Source organism: Candidatus Pelagibacter sp. (genome assembly GCF_052048095.1).
Lineage (GTDB): Bacteria > Pseudomonadota > Alphaproteobacteria > Pelagibacterales > Pelagibacteraceae > Pelagibacter.
The window spans coordinates 980,652-997,986 of sequence record NZ_JBNAKG010000001.1; the positions used below are offsets into that span (position 1 = coordinate 980,652).

The 17,335-nt window shown below is 31.6% G+C and carries 14 protein-coding genes and 5 tRNA genes; 2 read left to right on the forward strand and 17 right to left on the reverse strand.

What is annotated here, in order from left to right:
• Window positions 1-134: 134 nt before the first annotated feature.
• The 12 genes from rpoC to ACTT9P_RS05275 form a co-directional block, all read right to left on the reverse strand.
• The gene (gene rpoC, locus ACTT9P_RS05220) at window positions 135-4,313 is read right to left on the reverse strand and encodes a DNA-directed RNA polymerase subunit beta' (RefSeq protein ID WP_440909636.1); all 4,179 of its coding nucleotides are present in this window, start codon (window positions 4,311-4,313) and stop codon (window positions 135-137) included.
• On the reverse strand, window positions 4,313-8,401 hold the full coding sequence (gene rpoB, locus ACTT9P_RS05225) for a DNA-directed RNA polymerase subunit beta (RefSeq protein WP_440909637.1): 4,089 nt from the start codon (window positions 8,399-8,401) through the stop codon (window positions 4,313-4,315). The genes rpoC and rpoB overlap by 1 nt, the downstream gene beginning before the upstream one ends.
• 56 nt (window positions 8,402-8,457) lie before the next feature.
• Window positions 8,458-8,823, reverse strand: coding sequence for a 50S ribosomal protein L7/L12 (gene rplL / locus ACTT9P_RS05230; RefSeq protein ID WP_014953366.1), 366 nt, complete (start codon window positions 8,821-8,823; stop codon window positions 8,458-8,460).
• Between the two features lie 14 nt (window positions 8,824-8,837).
• On the reverse strand, window positions 8,838-9,344 hold the full coding sequence (gene rplJ, locus ACTT9P_RS05235) for a 50S ribosomal protein L10 (RefSeq protein ID WP_440909638.1): 507 nt from the start codon (window positions 9,342-9,344) through the stop codon (window positions 8,838-8,840).
• 7 nt (window positions 9,345-9,351) lie between these two features.
• A complete protein-coding gene (rplA, locus tag ACTT9P_RS05240) occupies window positions 9,352-10,041 on the reverse strand; it encodes a 50S ribosomal protein L1 (RefSeq protein WP_440909639.1) in 690 nt (229 codons plus the stop codon).
• Window positions 10,041-10,466 carry a 50S ribosomal protein L11 gene (rplK, locus tag ACTT9P_RS05245; protein ID WP_440909640.1) on the reverse strand — a complete coding sequence of 142 codons (426 nt, stop codon included), beginning with the start codon at window positions 10,464-10,466 and terminating at the stop codon, window positions 10,041-10,043. The genes rplA and rplK overlap by 1 nt, the downstream gene beginning before the upstream one ends.
• Entirely contained in the window at window positions 10,466-10,996 is a 531-nt protein-coding gene (gene nusG, locus ACTT9P_RS05250) for a transcription termination/antitermination protein NusG (protein ID WP_440909641.1), read from the reverse strand. The genes rplK and nusG overlap by 1 nt, the downstream gene beginning before the upstream one ends.
• Window positions 10,996-11,187, reverse strand: a complete 192-nt coding sequence (secE, locus tag ACTT9P_RS05255; RefSeq protein WP_440909642.1) for a preprotein translocase subunit SecE — start codon at window positions 11,185-11,187, stop codon at window positions 10,996-10,998. Before secE ends, nusG begins: the two co-directional genes overlap by 1 nt.
• Window positions 11,188-11,205: 18 nt before the next feature.
• Window positions 11,206-11,281, reverse strand: a tRNA-Trp gene (locus ACTT9P_RS05260).
• Between the two features lie 11 nt (window positions 11,282-11,292).
• On the reverse strand, window positions 11,293-12,483 hold the full coding sequence (gene tuf / locus ACTT9P_RS05265) for an elongation factor Tu (protein WP_440909643.1): 1,191 nt from the start codon (window positions 12,481-12,483) through the stop codon (window positions 11,293-11,295).
• 43 nt (window positions 12,484-12,526) lie between these two features.
• Window positions 12,527-12,600, reverse strand: a tRNA-Gly gene (locus ACTT9P_RS05270).
• A 44-nt stretch (window positions 12,601-12,644) separates the two neighbouring features.
• Window positions 12,645-12,730: transfer RNA gene (locus ACTT9P_RS05275), tRNA-Tyr, on the reverse strand.
• Between the two features lie 132 nt (window positions 12,731-12,862).
• Between ACTT9P_RS05275 and rlmB the strand changes: the two genes are divergently transcribed.
• A complete protein-coding gene (gene rlmB / locus ACTT9P_RS05280) occupies window positions 12,863-13,609 on the forward strand; it encodes a 23S rRNA (guanosine(2251)-2'-O)-methyltransferase RlmB (RefSeq protein ID WP_440909644.1) in 747 nt (248 codons plus the stop codon).
• Between the two features lie 28 nt (window positions 13,610-13,637).
• Window positions 13,638-13,713: transfer RNA gene (locus ACTT9P_RS05285), tRNA-Thr, on the forward strand.
• Window positions 13,714-13,814: 101 nt separating this feature from the next.
• Here the strand turns inward: ACTT9P_RS05285 and ACTT9P_RS05290 are convergent.
• The 5 genes from ACTT9P_RS05290 to ACTT9P_RS05310 form a co-directional block, all read right to left on the reverse strand.
• A complete protein-coding gene (locus ACTT9P_RS05290) occupies window positions 13,815-14,921 on the reverse strand; it encodes a S1C family serine protease (protein WP_440909645.1) in 1,107 nt (368 codons plus the stop codon).
• A gap of 394 nt (window positions 14,922-15,315) precedes the next feature.
• Window positions 15,316-16,086 (reverse strand): NAD kinase, encoded by a 771-nt coding sequence (locus ACTT9P_RS05295; RefSeq protein WP_440909646.1) that lies wholly within the window; start codon window positions 16,084-16,086, stop codon window positions 15,316-15,318.
• 6 nt (window positions 16,087-16,092) lie between these two features.
• A tRNA-Leu gene (locus ACTT9P_RS05300) sits at window positions 16,093-16,178 on the reverse strand.
• Window positions 16,166-16,573: a gamma-glutamylcyclotransferase family protein gene (locus ACTT9P_RS05305; protein WP_440909647.1), complete on the reverse strand. Its 408-nt coding sequence runs from the start codon at window positions 16,571-16,573 to the stop codon at window positions 16,166-16,168. The genes ACTT9P_RS05300 and ACTT9P_RS05305 overlap by 13 nt, the downstream gene beginning before the upstream one ends.
• 6 nt (window positions 16,574-16,579) lie before the next feature.
• Complete coding sequence (locus tag ACTT9P_RS05310) at window positions 16,580-17,329, reverse strand: competence/damage-inducible protein A (protein WP_440909648.1); 750 nt, start codon at window positions 17,327-17,329, stop codon at window positions 16,580-16,582.
• Window positions 17,330-17,335: the final 6 nt, after the last annotated feature.

Here is a 17,335-nt window from a genome sequence, read left to right on the forward strand (position 1 = left end):
AATGAAATAACTGACAGGTTATTTGTGGCAGCGTTTAGTACCTAAGTTAGCACTACATTCCAACCAAAAACATCGCCAAAATACTTATTAATCGCGCTTTGTCAAACTAAAACTAAAAAAAAAATTAGTAATTTCTATTGATTTGCTTGGTTTTCTGAAGCTTCAGTTTCAGCAGGCTCTAATTTGTCTTGTTCAGATAAAAACTTATTATCATCGTCTAAAGCCTTATTATTCCATCTATTTTTGATATTTCCTGTACCAGCTGGAACTAGTCTACCCACAATAACATTTTCTTTTAAACCATTAAGAGGGTCAACTTTACCTTTGATTGCTGCATCAGTTAAAACTCTTGTTGTTTCTTGGAATGAAGCTGCTGAAATAAACGATTCAGTTTGTAATGAAGCTTTTGTAATACCCATTAGAACTCTTTCACCTTCAGCAGGCGTTTTTCCATCTGTTTTAAGTTTTTCGTTGGTATTTTCAAACTTAATTCTATCAACTACTTCACCTGGTAAGTAAGAAGAGTCTCCTGAGAATTTAACTTCAACTTTTTTCAACATTTGTCTTAAGATTGTTTCAATATGCTTATCATTAATTACAACACCTTGTAATCTATAAACTTCTTGTACTTGATTAACAAAATATTCAGTTAAATCTTTAATTCCTTTAATTCTTAAGATGTCATGAGGTAATGGCACTCCATCCAGTAAATGCTCACCTTTTTGAATTTTTTCACCTTGGTTGAAATTAATATGTTTGCCTTTTGGTATTAAGTAGTTTGATGGTTCTGAGCCATCTTCAGGAACAATTGATACTCTTTGTTTTCCTCTAACCTCTTTACCAAAAACAACTTGGCCATCATTCTCTGCAATGATTGCACTATCTTTAGCTTTTCTTGCTTCAAACAATTCAGCTACTCTTGGTAATCCTCCAGTAATATCTTTTGTTTTTGTTGTTTCTTTCGGTAATCTTGCAATTACGTCACCTGCAGAAACTTTTTGTCCATCTTTTACTGATAAAATAGAATCTGGTACTAAATAATATCTAGCTTCATTATCATCTGCTTTTTTAATTATATTACCTTTCTCATCTCTTAATGTAATTCTTGGTTTTAAATCAGTGCTTTTAGATTGTGATCTCCAATCAATTACAGATTTAGAAGAAATACCAGTTGCATCGTCAGTAGTTTCTTGAATTGAAACTCCGTCAATTAAATCTACAAAAGTTGCATTACCACTTTTTTCAGCAATCACTGGTGTAGTATATGGATCCCACTCACAAATTTTTGTGTTTGCTTTGATTTTATCGCCATTTTTAAAAAATAGTTTTGAACCATAAGCAACTTTATAAACTGCTATCTGTACACCATTATCATCTTCAATGGATAACTGAGTGTTTCTACCCATAACTATTAAATTCTTTTTTGAATCTTCAAGTATATTAGAGTTAATTATTTTTAAAGTACCATCATTTTTAGATATAATTTGAGAATCTTGTTTTACAGAAGCTGTTCCACCAACGTGGAAAGTTCTCATTGTTAACTGAGTTCCTGGTTCACCAATTGATTGAGCAGAAATCATACCTATAGCCTCACCTACATGAACAATTTTCCCTCTAGATAAATCTCTTCCATAACATGTGGCGCATACACCTTCTTTGGAACTACAAGTCATTACAGAATAAACCTTAATAGCTTTAATACCCGCTGCATCTATTTGATCACAAGATGCTTCATCAATCATTGAAGATTTTTTTATTAATACATCACCAGTTAAAGGATGTTTCACATCCTGAGCTGTAACTCTTCCTAGAGATCTTTCTGATAAACTAACTACAACATTACCACCTTCTAAAATTTCTGAAATTTCTATAAATCCAGGGTCATCACACTGAACTTTAGTTACTGTTAAATCTTGTGCTACGTCACAAAGTCTTCTTGTAAGATAACCAGAGCTTGCTGTTTTCAAAGCTGTATCTGCAAGTCCTTTTCTTGCTCCGTGGGTTGAATTGAAATATTCAAGTGCCGTTAAACCTTCTTTAAAGTTTGAAGTAATCGGACTTTCAATAATTTCTCCAGACGGTTTTGCAATTAGACCTCTCATACCAGCTAATTGCTTCATCTGCGCAGCAGAACCTCTTGCACCACTATCTGCCATCATAAATACTGAATTGATTTTTAATCCTTCATCTGTTTTTTCAGTTGCAGAAATTCCTTTCATCATTTCAGCAGCAACGCTATCAGTACATTTTGACCAAGCATCTACAACTTTATTATATTTTTCACCTCTGGTAATTAATCCTTCTGAATACTGATTTTCATACTCAGCTATTAACTTTTTAGTATCATCTATAAGTTTTGTTTTACTTTCTGGGATTACTAGATCATCTTTTCCAAATGATATACCTGCTTTAAATGCGTGTTTAAAACCTAAATCTTTTAATTTGTCACAAAATATAACAGTTGTTTTTTGACCACAGAATCTGAATACTATATCAATTATCTCTGAAACTGTTTTTTTAGGAAGTAATCTATCCACTAATGAAAATTTAATATTATGATTTTTAGGAAGTAAATTAGCTAATAAAAATCTTCCAGCAGTAGATGTATATTTCTCATATTTTTTATTTCCTTTATCATCAACAGTTTCAAATCTTGATATAATAGTACTATGAACTTTTATCTGTCCTGATGATAGTGCAAACTCAATCTGGTCTGAGTCTGTAAAGTATCCAATTGGTTTATCTGAAATTGGTTCTTGAGATAGATAATATATTCCTAAAATCATATCCTGACTCGGAACAATTATAGGTTTTCCATTAGAAGGAGATAAAATATTATTTGTTGATAACATTAAAATTCTAGCTTCAAGCTGTGCTTCTAAACTTAAAGGAACATGCACTGCCATTTGGTCACCATCAAAGTCAGCGTTGAATGCTGCGCATGTTAAAGGATGTAATTCGATTGCATCTCCTTCAATAAGTTTTGGTTCAAACGCTTGAACTCCAAGTCTATGAAGTGTAGGTGCTCTATTTAATAATACCGGATGTTCTCTCACGATTAATTCGAGAGCATCCCAAACAGCATTAGTCTCTTTTTCAACTAATTTTTTTGCTTGTTTAATAGTAGAAGCTAAACCTAATTTATTTAATCTTGCATATAAAAAAGGTTTAAAAAGTTCTAATGCCATCTTTTTCGGCAAACCACACTCATGTAATTTTAAATCTGGACCAACAACGATTACCGATCTACCAGAGTAATCAACTCTCTTACCTAGTAAATTTTGTCTAAATCTACCTTGTTTACCTTTAAGCATTTCAGCTAAAGATTTAAGTGGTCTTTTTCCAGTTCCTGTAATTACTCTTCCTCTTCTACCGTTATCAAATAATGCATCCACAGATTCCTGGAGCATTCTCTTTTCATTTCTTACAATTATATCTGGAGCTTTAAGGTCCATTAATCTTTTTAAACGATTATTTCTGTTGATTACTCTTCTATAAAGATCATTTAAATCAGATGTTGCAAATCTTCCTCCGTCTAATGGAACAAGTGGTCTTAGTTCTGGTGGAATAACTGGAACCACGGTCATAATCATCCACTCTGGTTTTTGACCTGTTTCGATAAAAGACTCAATAAGTTTTAATCTTTTTATAGCTCTTTCTTCATTAACCTTTGATTTTGTTTCTTTAATATAATTTACAAGATTTTTTCTCTCTAGCTCCAAGTCTAAACCTTTCAACATTTCAAGAACAGCTTCAGCTCCAATACCAGCTGTAAACGCTTCTTCACCAAACTCATCTTGATACTTGGCAAGTTCTTCTTCATTCAAAAGTTGATTTTTTTGTAAACCAGTTAAACCAGGTTCTATTACGATAAAATTTTCAAAATATAATACTCTTTCAATCTCTTTCAACTTCATGTCAACAGCTAGAGCTATTCTGCTTGGTAGAGATTTTAAAAACCAAATATGAGCAACTGGTGTTGCTAAATTAATGTGTCCCATTCTTTCTCTTCTCACATTTGATTTGGTTACTTCAACACCACACTTTTCACATATAATTCCTCTGAATTTCATTCGTTTGTATTTTCCACACAAACACTCATAATCTTTTATAGGGCCAAAAATTCTTGCACAAAATAAACCATCTTTCTCTGGTCTAAAAGTTCTATAATTTATTGTTTCAGGTTTTTTAATTTCACCATAAGTCCAAGATTTAATCTTCTCCGGGCTAGCAAGAGTAATCTTAATGCTATTAAAATTTTGAGCTTCAGAAACTTCTGAATTTTTAAATAAATCTGTTAATTCTTTTTTCATTAATTTAACTCCACATTAAGCGCTAAAGATTTAATTTCTTTTACTAAAACGTTGAAAGATTCTGGAATACCAGATTCAAAATTTTCTTCTCCTTTAACAATTGTTTCATAAACTTTAACTCTTCCTGCTACATCGTCAGATTTTACAGTTAATATTTCTTGAAGTGTATAAGAAGCTCCATATGCTTCTAGAGCCCATACTTCCATTTCACCAAATCTTTGGCCACCAAGTTGAGCTTTACCACCCAAAGGCTGTTGGGTAACCAAACTATAAGGTCCTGTTGATCTTGCGTGTATCTTATCTTCTACTAAATGGTGTAGTTTAAGCATGTAAATTATTCCAACAGTTACAGGTCTATCAAACATTTCACCAGTTCTACCATCCCATAAATAAGTTTGTCCTGAACCAGGTAAGTTTGCTAGTTCTAACATTTCAGTAACATTCTTTTCTTTAGCGCCATCAAACACTGGTGTTGAAATTGCAATTCCATTTTGAAGATTTTCACATAAATCTTTAAATTCAGTTTTATTAAGCTTTTCAACTTTTTCATCATAAGCTTCATCACCATAAACGGATTTTAAGAATTTTGAAATTTTTTCAGTTTTCTCTATTTTTTTCTGATTTTCATTAATCAGTTTTTTTATTTCTTCACCAAATTCTTTACAAGCCCAGCCTAAGTGAGTTTCTAGTATTTGACCTACATTCATCCTACTAGGAACTCCAAGTGGATTTAGCACTATATCAACTGGTCTTCCATCTTCTCTGTAAGGCATATCCTCAACAGGAACAATCTTACTAACAACACCTTTGTTACCATGTCTTCCAGACATTTTATCACCTGGTCTCAATCTTCTTTTAATAGCAACAAAAACTTTAACCATTTTCATCACACTTGGTAATAAATCGTCACCACTTCTAATTTTTAATACTTTGTCCTCAAATCTCTCAGTAATATCTTGTTTGGCACTTGTGTATTGATCTTTTAACTGAGCTAAAGTTGCTTCATCGTGAACATTTCCAACACTAATTTTAAATATATCGTTAATATTTAAACCATTAATTAAATCTGCATTAAGCTCAGTACCTTCATTAATATCTTTAACTTTTTTATTTAATTTAGAGCCTGATAAAATTTGAGCAGCTCTTTGTTTAATACTTCTTTCTAAAATTTCTTCCTCAACAATTTTATCTTGTTGTACTTGCTCGATCTCTGCTCTTTCAATTGTTATTGATCTTTCATCTTTTTCAATACCATGTCTATTAAATACTCTAACATCAACAACAGTTCCACTGCTTCCTCTAGACATTCTTAAAGAAGTATCAGTTACATCAATCGCTTTTTCACCAAATATAGATCTTAAAAGTTTTTCTTCTGGGCCAGAAGCTGAGTCGCCTTTTGGAGTTACTTTTCCAACTAATATATCGCCTGCATTTACTTCTGCACCGATGTAGACTATTCCAGATTCATCTAAATTTTTAAGTGCATCTTCATTAACGTTAGGAATATCTCTTGTAATTTCTTCTTCACCAAGTTTTGTATCTCTTGCCATAATTTCATATTCAACAATGTGAACTGAAGTAAAAACATCATCTGTTACACATCTTTCAGAAATTAAAATAGAGTCTTCAAAGTTGTAACCTTGCCACGGCATGAAAGCTACAGTTACGTTTTTACCAAGAGCCAATTCACCTAATCTAGTTGAAGGTCCATCAGCAATAATATCTCCTGATTTAACTTTATCCCCAACTCTAACTAAAGGTCTTTGATTAATACATGTATTTTGATTTGATCTTTTAAATTTTTGAAGATTATAAATATCTACTCCAGATTTACTAAAGTCAGTTTCTTCTGTTGCTTTAATTACAATTCTTTTACCATCAATCTTATCTACAATTCCATCTCTTCTAGCAACAATAGTTACCCCAGAATCTAATGCAACATCACTTTCAATACCTGTACCAACTAAAGGTGACTCAGGTTTTAATAAAGGTACTGCTTGTCTCATCATGTTTGAACCCATAAGAGCTCTGTTGGCATCATCATTTTCCAAAAATGGGATTAACGAAGCTGCAACTGAAACTAACTGTTTAGGTGAGACATCGATGTAATCAATAGTATCTGGTTTAGCCAATAGAAAGTTTAAGTTTTGTCTGCAAGACACAAGTTCCTCAATAATTTTTCCATTTTTGTCTAACTTTGTGTTTGCTTGAGCAATTGTATATTTAGTTTCTTCCATTGCAGATAAGTATTCCACTTTATCTTGCACCACGCCGTCTTTAACTCTTTTGTAAGGGCTTTCTATAAAACCATACTTATTAATTTTAGCATAAGTAGATAAACTGTTAATTAATCCAATGTTTGGTCCTTCTGGAGTTTCGATTGGACATATTCTTCCGTAATGAGTTGGGTGAACGTCCCTAACTTCAAAACCAGCTCTTTCTCTTGTAAGACCACCCGGTCCTAAAGCAGAAACTCTTCTTTTGTGTGTAATCTCTGATAATGGATTAGTTTGATCCATGAACTGGGATAATTGAGAACTTGCAAAGAAATCTTTTAAAGAAACAGTTAGTGGTTTAGCGTTTATTAAGTCTTGTGGCATTGCAGACTCGACATCGAGAGTAGTCATTTTTTCTTTAATTGCTCTCTCCATTCTATAAACACCAATTCTTGCTTGATTTTCAACTAATTCACCGACCGATCTAACTCTCCTATTTCCTAGATGATCAATATCATCAACGTCATCTTTACCATCTCTTAAATCTAGCATTTTATGAATTATCGAAATGATATCATCATTTCTTAAAATAGTTATTTTATCAGAGCAATCTAAGTTTAATCTTGAATTCATTTTTACTCTTCCAACATCAGATAAATCATACCTATCTGAACTAAAGAATAGATTGTTAAAAATTTGAGTAGCTATTTCAATTGTAGGTGGCTCACCTGGTCTTAACATTTTATAGATTTCAGTAATAGCTTCATCTTTAGTATTATTTTTATCGTTTAAGATTGTTGTTAATAAGTATGGACCTTTATTAATCGCATTTGTTGTGGATATTTTAATTGTATGAATATTAGCTTCTAAAATTTTTTCTATAATCGTATCATTTAATTCAGTACCAATTTTAAAAGTGCCCTCTTCTTCTTCACTTACCTTAATATCAGTGTGTAAAAATTTTCCAAACAAAGACTCTTTAGATACAAATATGTCTTTTAAACCTTCGTTTGCTAATTTTTTTGCATTTAAAAAATTAATTTTATCACCAGGTTTAATGACTACCTTGCCAGTTTTTGCATCAATTACTTCTTCTGAAAAATTTTTAGCTTTATAATTTTCTGGATTAAACTTTGTTTTCCATTTAGATGTTTTTGCATCATAAACATAATTTTCACTTTCATAAAATTCATTAGCAATCTCTGATTTTGTATAACCAAGAGCTAATAATAATGTGGAGGCTAGAATTTTCTTTTTTCTATCTATTTTAAAGTATAAGAAATCTTTCACATCAAATTCAAAGTCTAACCACGAACCTCTATTAGGAATAACTCTGCAGTTAAATAACAATTTACCACTTGCATGAGTTTTTCCTTTATCATGATCAAAGAATACACCTGGACTTCTGTGCATTTGGTTAACTACAACTCTTTGAACTCCATTTGTAATAAATGTTCCACTATTAGTCATCATTGGAACATCGCCCATATAAACTTCTTGTTCTTTTGCAGATAAAATATCTTTAGTATTATTTTCTTGATCTATTTCATAAACAACTAGTCTAAGAGTACATTTTAAAGCTGATGAATATGTAAGGCCTCTTGCTATACATTCTTCAACATCAAATTTTGGTTTCTCTAATCTATAAGAAACATATTCTAAAGTTGCTTTGTCGTTTAAATCTTCAATTGGAAAAATGCTTTTAAAAACTCTATCAAAACCTTTTGTTAAATCACCTGCATCTTCTTTGAAATCAGTTAATTCTTTGTAAGAATTTTTTTGAACTTCAATAAGGTTAGGAATTGATAATCCCTCTTTTAATTTTCCGAAACTTTTTCTAATGTTTTTCTTTTCAGTAAAAGATAATTGCATTTATATCCTACGATGCTGGTTATAAATAAACAGCACCTAAATAATTCCTTGTTAATTTACTTAAGTTCTACTTTAGCGCCTGCTGCTTCTAACTTAGCTTTAATTTCTTCAGCTTCTTTTTTTGGAACACCAGATTTAACTTCTTTTGGTGCGCCTTCAACTAAGTCTTTAGCTTCTTTTAATCCTAAAGAAGTTGCTGCTCTTACTTCTTTAATTACATTAATTTTTTTATCACCTGCTGAAACTAACATGATAGTAAAATCATCTTTATCTTCAGCTGGAGCTGCTCCACCGGCTGCTGCTGGTGCAGCTGCTGCCATAGGTGTTACACCCCATTTTTCCTCAAGTTGTTTTGATAACTCAGCAGCTTCAGCAACTGTCAAGTTTGATAAATCTTCAATAATTTTGTTTAGGTCTGGCATAATTCACTCTTTGGTTATTTTTCAGAATTTTCTGCCGACAAATTACCCATTTTTTCTGATCTTGCAAGTAAAATACTTACTAATTTTGATGCCGGAGCATTTAAAATACCGACAATATTCGCTCTTGCTTCATCTAAAGTAGGTAAAGTGGCTACATTTTGAACACCTGCCTGGTCCAAAACCTCATTTTCCATGATTCCACCGATCAACTTCAGATTCTCATTATTTTTGGCAAATTTTGATAAAATTCTCGCTGAAATAATAGCATCCTCACCAAAAGCCACCGCTGTAGGACCAGTGAATAAATCAGCTAAATCTTTACATCTTGTTTTTTCAAGTGCTAATTTTGTAATTCTATTTTTTGTGATTTTAAAAATTATTCCATGCTCTCTCATCTTGGCTCTAAGTTCATCTATTTGAGGCATTGTTAATCCTTGATAATGAGTAACCATTACAGCTTTACTGTTTTCAAACTGTTTCGACATTTCATCGATATAAACTTTCTTTTGTTCTTTGGTCATCATAGTCTTATATTACCTTATTCAATTTTAATTTATAAGAAACACCCATTGAAGATGTTATAAAAGCTGATTTTATTAAATCACCTTTAAGAGTGTTGTTTGATTTTTCTTTTTCTAGAGCTTCTAAAATTGCATTATAGTTTTTGATTAATTTATCATCTTCAAATGATTTTTTTCCAATACTAACACCAATGTTACCGTCTTTATCATTTCTTATTTCAGCTTGACCAGACTTTGCATCTTTAATAGCAGTTTTTAAATCTTCAGTCACTGAACCTAATTTAGGATTTGGCATTAAGCCTTTTGGTCCTAAAACTTTTCCTAATTTTGATAATTTTATCATCATTGCTGGAGTGCAAATTAATTTTTCAAAATTGATTTCACCAGCTTTAATCTTATCTATAAAATCATCACCACCTACAATATCTGCACCAGCTTCTTTTGCATCATTAGATTTAGCATCTTCACAAACCACTGCAACTTTAACATCTTTACCTGTTCCACCTGGTAAGTTTACTACAGTTCTAATATTTACTTCACTTTTTTTTTGCTTATTGTTGATTTGAAAACTTAAATCAACCGACTCATCAAACTTTGTAGTACAATTTTTTTTAACCTCAGGTAATAACTTCTCAATTAAGTCTGCGTTTAACTCTGAAGTATTGTCAGGTAATTTTTTATATCTTTTTGATGGCATTACTCTTTTACCTCAATTCCCATTGATCTTGCAGAACCTGCAATAATTTTAACAGCTTGTTCTAAATCTAAAGCATTTAAATCTTTCATTTTTTGGTTTGCAATTTCTTCAACTTGTTTTTTTGTAAGAGTTGCAACTACATTTCTACCAGGCTCTTTAGATCCACTTTTAAGCTTAGCTGCCTCTCTAATAAAAAAAGAAGCTGGAGGTGATTTAATTTTAAAATCAAATTTTTTATCTTTGTAAACTGTAATCTCAACAGGAATAGGTTTACCTGCCATAGATTTTGTTTTGTCATTGAATGCTTTACAAAATTCCATAATGTTAACACCACGTTGACCTAACGCAGGACCAACAGGCGGAGCTGGGTTAGCTTGACCACCTTTAATTTGTAATTTTATAAATCCACTAATTTCTTTTGCCATTAACTTACCTTTTCCACTTGGTTATATTCTAAATCAACCGGTGTAGGACGACCAAATATAGAAACTGAGACCTTAAGTCTAGACTTTTCTTCATCTATTTCTTCAACCATTCCACTAAATGAAGCAAATGGTCCGTCCACTACCTGAACTTTTTCACCAACGCTGTACTCTATACCAGATTTTGGCTGAGCTACACCATCTTTTATTTGGCCTAAAATTTTCTCAATTTCTTTATCAGAAACTGGTACAGGCATGCCTTTAGAGCCTAAAAAACCACTCACTCTCTTTATATTCTTTATCATGTGATAAATGCTATTATCCATTTCACTCTTTATTAATACATAACCAGGAAAATACTTCTTCTTTCTTTGTATTCTCTTTCCCCTTTTGACTTCTGTTACATCATGAGTAGGAACAACAATTTCATCAAATTTATCTGAGATTTTAGCTTTTTCAGCTTCCTCTCTTATTAAACCTGCAACTTTATTTTCAAAACTAGAGTGTGATTGAACAATATACCAATTTTTCATTAAATACTCACTTTCAATAGCAATTCTAAGAAAAATTTAAGAACTTGATCAATTAATAAAAAAAATAAAGACATCACAACAGCCATAGCAAACACCATAAGTGCACCTTGAACTGTTTCTTTGCCAGTAGGCCAAGTAACCTTAAAAGCTTCTTGTTTTACTTCCTGTAAAAATTTAATTGGGTTCTTCATTTTTTATTTAGCTCTAATTGGCAGGAGCGGAGGGACTCGAACCCTCAGCCTCCGGTTTTGGAGACCGGCGCTCTACCAATTGAGCTACACTCCTATTTATAGAGCTTACTCTATAATTTTTGTTACTACACCAGCTCCAACAGTTCTTCCACCTTCTCTAATTGCAAAATTTAATTTTTCAGCCATTGCAATCGGTGTAATCAACTTAACTGTGAACTTAGCATCGTCACCAGGCATAACCATTTCTGTACCAGCTGGTAATTCTACTTCACCAGTCACGTCAGTAGTTCTGAAATAGAACTGTGGTCTGTACTTAGTGAAGAAAGGAGTGTGTCTTCCACCCTCCTCTTTTTTAAGCACATAAGCCTGAGCTTCAAATTTAGTATGTGGAGTAATTGATCCTGGTTTACAAAGAACTTGACCTCTTTCAACGTCTGTTCTTTCAACACCTCTTAATAATACTCCAATGTTATCTCCAGCTTCACCTGAGTCTAAAAGTTTTCTAAACATTTCTACTCCAGTACAAACTGATTTTTTAGTTTCTCTTATTCCAACTATTTCAATTTCTTCACCAGTTTTAATTACACCAGATTCAACTCTTCCAGTTACAACTGTTCCTCTTCCAGAAATTGAAAATACATCTTCAACCGGCATCAAAAACTCTTTATCTTTTGGTCTGTCAGGTTGTGGAATAAATTCATCAACATTTTTCATTAACTCTAAAATTGAATTTTTTCCAATTTCATCATCTCTTCCTTCAACTGCTGCAAGTGCTGAACCTTTAGCAATTGGAGTTTTGTCTCCTGGAAATTTGTATGATGTTAATAATTCTTTAATTTCTTCCTCAACAAGTTCGATCATTTCTTTATCGTCAACTTGATCAACTTTGTTTAAGTAAACACAAATTGCAGGTACACCAACTTGTCTTGCTAATAGAATGTGTTCTCTAGTTTGAGGCATTGGACCATCTGCAGCGTTAACTACTAAGATTGCTCCATCCATTTGTGCAGCACCAGTAATCATGTTTTTTACATAGTCCGCGTGACCTGGGCAGTCTACGTGTGCATAGTGTCTTTTTTCTGTTTCATATTCAACGTGAGCAGTTGAAATTGTAATTCCTCTTTCCTTTTCTTCAGGTGCTTTATCGATTTCATCATAAGCAACTGATTTTGCTCCACCCTGTTCTGCTAAAACTTTTGTGATTGCAGCTGTTAAAGTTGTTTTACCATGGTCGACATGTCCAATAGTACCAATATTACAGTGGGGTTTATTTCTTACAAACTTTTCCTTTGACATTACTTTATTACCTCAGTTTATTTTTTTTATAATTTTCATTTCTTGGAGCGGGTAAAGGGAATCGAACCCTTACATCCAGCTTGGAAGGCTAGCGTTCTACCATTGAACTACACCCGCACAACCCCAAGAGTAACACTCCATGTTATTCAAAAAAAATTGAATGGTGGAGGGGGAAAGATTCGAACTTTCGAAGACCGAAGTCAACGGGTTTACAGCCCGCCCCATTTGACCGCTCTGGAACCCCTCCTTTAATTTGGGGAAGTGTCCCCTTGTTCAATAAGCTTCAAATAACAGCCGTTTTATATATTTTATTTGTATAATTGCAACACGAGATTTGATATTTAATATAATCATAAGACGTTAAAAAACCTTATAAAATATGAATAAATCAACCTTTTTTATTGTTGGGCAACATCCTGTAATTGAGGCTTTAAAAAATCCAAAAAGAAAGGTGCTAAAACTGTTTCTTACTGAGGAAAGCAAGAAAAACATACATAGAAAAAGTCCAAGAAAAAACCTATTAGAAGATGTTAAAGTTTATTTTAAGACTAAAAAAGAACTAGACAAATATTCAACAAAAGAAAATATTCAGCATCAAGGCTATGTTGCTGAAATTGAAAAATTAGATCAACCTGTTTTAAAAGAATACATTAAAAATAAACAAAATTTAACATTAGCTTGTTTAGATGGTGTTACTGATCCAAGAAATATTGGATCAATTATAAGAAGTGCAGCTGCATTTAATATAGATGGACTTATAGTAAAAGAAAGACATTTTCCAAGTGAAAGCAAATTAATGTTTAAAGCTGCAAGTGGATGTATTGAATATCTAAATATTTTTGAAGTATCAAATATAAATTCAACTTTAAAAAATTTAAAAGATAAAAATTTTTGGATTTATGGATTTGATAGTGAAGCCAAGAAAAATTTTTCAGACATAAAATGGGAAGGGAATAACATTTTAGTTTTTGGATCTGAGGGTGAAGGTATGCACAAACATACATCTAAATATGCTGATTTTCATGTAAAGATTGAGATGAATGAACAGATAGAAAGCTTAAATATATCAAATAGTGCAGCAATCGTATTTCATCACTTAAGTTATATAAAAAAAAATCTTGATTAATTTAGAAAATAGTTAATATTGCGCCTATGCCCTTGTAGCTCAGTTGGTAGAGCAATTGATTTGTAATCAATAGGTCCGCGGTTCGAATCCGTGCGGGGGCACCACTTCACTTACTTTTTGATTAAAATTATTTTTGCAAAAGCTACTCTTACGACAATAAGTGTTGTCAGATTGTTGTCAGTTTATTGTCAAATCAAGTGGACTTTTAATTTTGATATTCTGAATAAAAAGCTTTCTCAGAAGATTGTTTTATAATTTTTTCTATATCTGAAATAGTTAACCAACAATCAATATATACAGTTCCCTCTGTTACTAAACTAGTTAATTGATTTTGGGATATTCTTGATCTTGACGCTGTAACTAATTTTAAATTATTTGAATTTGTAAATGACTTTAGCACTGATGATTTTATTCCAAAATTAAAACCTTCAATTCCCTCTTTTTCAATTTTTGCAACTGCAACACCAATTACATTTCCACCTTTATCAATAATTGGTCCCCCGCTATTACCTTTGTTGAGGGCTGCATCAGTTTGAAATTCTGAAAAATTATTTCCCATGCCAGAAAGTGATGTCACACTTCCTTTTGTAGTTTTGATACCAGTACTAACTTTATTACCTAAAGGATAACCGGCTATAACAACATCATCCATTAATTTTGGATCCTGTTTTGAAATTCTATAAAATTTCTTAGGTCTGATATCTGATTTTAAAATAGCTAGATCATTTCTTTCATCATAAGCTATTACATCTACTTCAATATATTTTCCTTGTTGAGAAATTGTAACATTTCTACATCCAACAATCACATGATCGTTAGTTATAATATGACCATTATTACTTACAAAGAAACCTGTACCTGATGAAGCTGGAACTAAAGTATTTTTATCTGCTGTAGATTGAGAATTATTTGATTTTGGTTTTTTTTTCTTTTTTACAGTTTGCGTTGGTTTTTTATATCTTTCACCAGTATCACTAGCAACATACCAGCCTCCATCTCTCTCAGCAAAAGTTAAAAATTTATAATTATTAGTGTACTTGTCTTTCCATTTGTTGGCCTCATCATAGCCAACATGTCTTTTATTAATTTGTTTTAATGCACAGTATTTACCAGGATTAAAATGCTCACAAGTTCTAAATGCAGCATAGATTGCATACTCAACTGATTTTTGACCAGTACCAATACCAAAACCATTATCTGGTGTTGTAACTAATGCACTATTTTTATTTCCCACATGAACTGAGTAATGTTCTGCAGGAGTATAACATCCTGTTAATAAGATCAGAAAAAAAAATACTAATATTTTTTTCATACAAAACCTTATCATTGTTGTCAGATTGTTGCCAAGTTTAAAATATTTAAAAATTATTGTTGCAAACAAATGATTACTTAAACTTTAGCAATTGATTTGTAATCAATAGGTCCGCGGTTCGAATCCGTGCGGGGGCACCATCAAAATATCAAAGATAATAATAAAAACATTCCTATTAATTTTAAAGTCATACTGGTTACACCACCTTGAACTAACCATACTGAAAATTTAATCCAAAAATTTTTCATATTTAGAAATACATACGAAACAACCAATTAACCGATATGCATGAAGCTGCAATAACAATTAGATATAGTCCTATGTAGTCTATGGGTTTCATTTAAAAATTGTTTTCTTGCTTTATCTTAATTTTAACTAATATTTTGAGAAACTGCTAAAAGATTTCTCTTTTGATTTGTTCAATTTTAATTTTTTTTTCTAAACTTCTATTATGATTATAAAGTAAATTAAACTTTATCTTTGAGTTTGTTTTAATTGATATCATTTTTGCATTTCTCACTTCAATGTTATCAGCAACAGAACTGATTGGTCTTTTAATTGGATTTAAATTTTTAATAGTTATTTTTGTTTTATCACTTACAACTTTTCCCTTCCATCTTCTGGGTATAAAGGGGCTTATAGGAGATATAGAAAGTTTTTTTGAATTTAAACTTAGTATTGGTCCATGAACTGAAAGATTATAAGCTGTACTTCCTGCGGGTGTTGATACCAGCACTCCATCTGAAACTAATTTTTTAATAATATCTTTTGATCCATTTTTGATTGAAATATATGCTGCCTGTCTACTCTGTCTTAAAATAGAAACTTCGTTAATTGCTAAATGTTTTTTAGTTTGATTTGTTTTGTTTTTGACTGTCATTTCTAATGGTGAAATTGTAATCAATTTAGGATTTGAAATGTTTCTTATGAAATTTTTTGATGAAAATTTATTCATCAAGAATCCATAATTTCCTGAATTTACACCGTAAAAATGTTTATTTGAATTTTTGTTTTTTTTTAAGGTTTGCAACATAAAACCGTCACCACCTATAACAATTACAAAATTTTTTTTATAAAATTTATTTCTATTAATTAAATTTAAGACAGTTTTTTTTAAGATTAATGATTTCTTATTTTTGTCAGAAATTATTAACTGTTTGCTCATTTTAAGTGGTGCCCTCGGCCAGACTCGAACTGGCACTCCGCAAGCGGCAAGGATTTTAAGTCCTTTGTGTCTACCAATTTCACCACGAGGGCATTAAAGCTTTTTTTAGATATTTTTTATCAAGATTGCAATCTTTATATCCGCGTTTAACAATATTTAAATATCTTTCAGTTGGATATCTAAATAAAGTTTTTTTCACCATTGTATAAGTCATCACTTTTTTTCCATAATGATAAAAATAATGTTTTTTATAAAGTATTGGAAAATCTTCATATACATCTAGTTTCTTTTCATCGCTTTTAGATATTTCAAACAAACCACCTGGTACTATTGAGTTTTTCTTAGGCTCTATGTCGGCCGCTCTATATTTGCTTCTAAAAGTTAAACGAAAATCTTTTAAATTTATTTTTTTTAAAAATACACTGTCTTTACATCTTCTTTTCATTTGAAAATGATGAAGATTACTACCATAGGCAAAATATAACATGGGATTTTATCTTTCTACGATTTCAATATTTTTTTCATTTACGAATTGAAGTATCTTTGAATTACATTCATCAATTTTGCTCTGATTTTCAGATCTTAGAACAATCGAGACTCCAAGTTTTCCGGCTTGAAAGAATGGATAGCTCCCTATTTCCACATCTTTATTTTCATTTTGAACTTTAGTTAGAGAGTCTGCTATTTCGCTTTCAACTGTTCGCAAACTAATAGTTTTGCTAATTATAGGGTCACCACCAACAATGTCATTTTTCAATCCACCTAACATTGATTTTAAAATTGAAGGAACTCCTGGAAGACAATAAACATTCTCAACATTAAAACCAGGTGCTCCACTTGTTGGATTAAGAATCAAATTTGCATTTGCAGGCATCCATACCATTTTTTGTCTACCTTTGTTGAATTCACCTGGCTTATAATATGCTTCTAGAATTTTGTAAGCCTCTTGATGGACTTCATATTTTAATCCAAAAGCTTTTGAAACTGACTCAGCTGTAATATCGTCATGAGTAGGTCCAATACCACCAGTAGTAAAAACATAATTATAGATATTTCTTAAATGATTAAGAGTTGAAATTATTGTTTCCTCAACATCAGGAATGACTCTCACCTCTCCAACTTTGACACCAATAGAATTTAACCAAGTAGCAAGCGTACTTGTATTTGTATCTTGAGTTCTTCCTGAAAGAATTTCATTACCAATTATTAATATAGCGGCATTAACTTTAGTTTCTTTGGTCATTTTAAG